The sequence below is a fragment of the Mycobacterium scrofulaceum genome (assembly GCF_001667885.1).
Lineage (GTDB): Bacteria > Actinomycetota > Actinomycetes > Mycobacteriales > Mycobacteriaceae > Mycobacterium > Mycobacterium scrofulaceum_C.
Genome location: NZ_LZJW01000050.1, coordinates 1 through 1,435 on the forward strand (window position 1 = coordinate 1; position 1,435 = coordinate 1,435).

Sequence of the window (1,435 nt, forward strand, 5' to 3'; positions counted from 1 at the left end):
GGCCGGACGACGATGGTGAACGCGACGTCCAGGGTGGTTTCGGCGAACACCTGCAGGGGCGAGCCGATGGCCAGGCTGTCGAGGGTGGGCGTCACGGATCCGTCGATCGAGTTCTCGATCGGAACGCAGGCGTACTCGGCCCCGCCGTCGCGGACGGTGTCCAGCGCGGCGGCGGTGCTGTCGAGGGGCAGTCGCCGGACCTCGTCGAGGCCCTGTTCGGGAATCAGACCGGCGGCCGTGATCTGCAACAGCGCCGCCTCGGTGAAGGTCCCTTCCGGACCGAGATAAGCGATGCGGACCACGCCCCAACCCTAGCGGCGCGCGGCGCCGAACCGCTCTTGCGGCGCTCCGCCTTCTAAGTTAACTTAGGCTTACCTAATTTAAGGAGAATGGTGTTACCGCTGACCGCCTGCCCCGCCCCGACGACTGCCGAACGAATCCGCAGCGCGTGCGTCCGCGCCGGCGGTGCCCTGCTGGCCCTCGAGACCGGGCCCGCGCGCCCGGATCCGGTCGTGACCCCGGTCCACCACCTGCTGCCCGACGGGTCCTTCGCGCTGGCCCTTCCCAGCACCGACGACACCGTCGCCGGAGCCCAGGCCGTCCTGGAGCTGACCGACTACGCCCCGCTGCCGCTGCGGGAACCGGTGCGCTCGCTGGTATGGGTGCGCGGACGCGTGCAGGAATTCCATCCGGCCGACGTCGCCGAGACGGTCGACCTGATCGCCGCCGAGTGGCCGCATCCCGCGCTGCTCCAGGTCGACACCCCGCGGTCCGCGCCCTCCGACGGGCAGGACCCCCGCTACACGCTGGTCCGCCTGGAGATCGCGTCCGTCGTCGTCACCGACGCGACCGGCGCCGAGCCCGTCAGCGTCGAGGATCTCCTCGCCGCCCGGCCCGACCCCTTCTGCGAGGTCGAGTCGAACCTGCTGTGGCACTTGGACACCGCCCACAGCGACGTGGTTGCGCGGCTGGTGTCCCGGCTGCCCGCGCCCTTGCGCCGCGGGCAGGTGCGCCCGCTCGGGCTCGATCGCTACGGTGTGCGGTTCCGTGTCGAAGGCCCCGACCGCGACCACGACGTCCGGCTGCCGTTCCACAAGCCGGTGGACGACATGACCGGGCTGAGCCAGGCCATCCGCGTGTTGATGGGCTGCCCGTTCATCAACGGTCTGCGCGCCCGCTCGTAATCGAATCCCGGGGACACCGGCCGGTACGTTAACCGGGTGAACGGCGATCGACCACCGCACCGGGCCCGCCCGCCCGGGCCGCCCGGGCGCAAGCCTCCCGAACCGCGCACCGAGCCGTCACAGGTCATTCGGCGCGGGGCGCCCCCGCCGGCGCCGGCCGAACGGACCACTCCGCTGCGGCGTTCGGCGCCGGTCGCGTCGGTGACGACGACGGACGCGATCTCCAGGCGGACCAGCGTGTAGCGGGGCTG

At 72.1% G+C, this 1,435-nt stretch carries 2 protein-coding genes; one reads left to right on the forward strand and one right to left on the reverse strand.

The annotated features are described in order from the left end of the window. A partial coding sequence (locus A5681_RS06730) for a prephenate dehydratase domain-containing protein (protein WP_331710630.1) occupies positions 1–302 on the reverse strand: 302 nt, incomplete at its 3' end. A gap of 87 nt (positions 303–389) precedes the next feature. On the opposite strand from A5681_RS06730, the gene A5681_RS06735 reads away from it, so the two are divergent. Next, on the forward strand, positions 390–1,184 hold the full coding sequence (locus A5681_RS06735; protein WP_067271058.1) for a DUF2470 domain-containing protein: 795 nt from the start codon (positions 390–392) through the stop codon (positions 1,182–1,184). The last annotated feature ends 251 nt before the right edge of the window (positions 1,185–1,435 follow it).

Excerpts from the sequence above, each read along its gene's own strand:
- A5681_RS06735 (WP_067271058.1), top strand. The coding sequence starts at position 390 with ATGGTGTTACCGCTGACCGCCTGCCCCGCCCCGACGACTGCCGAACGA.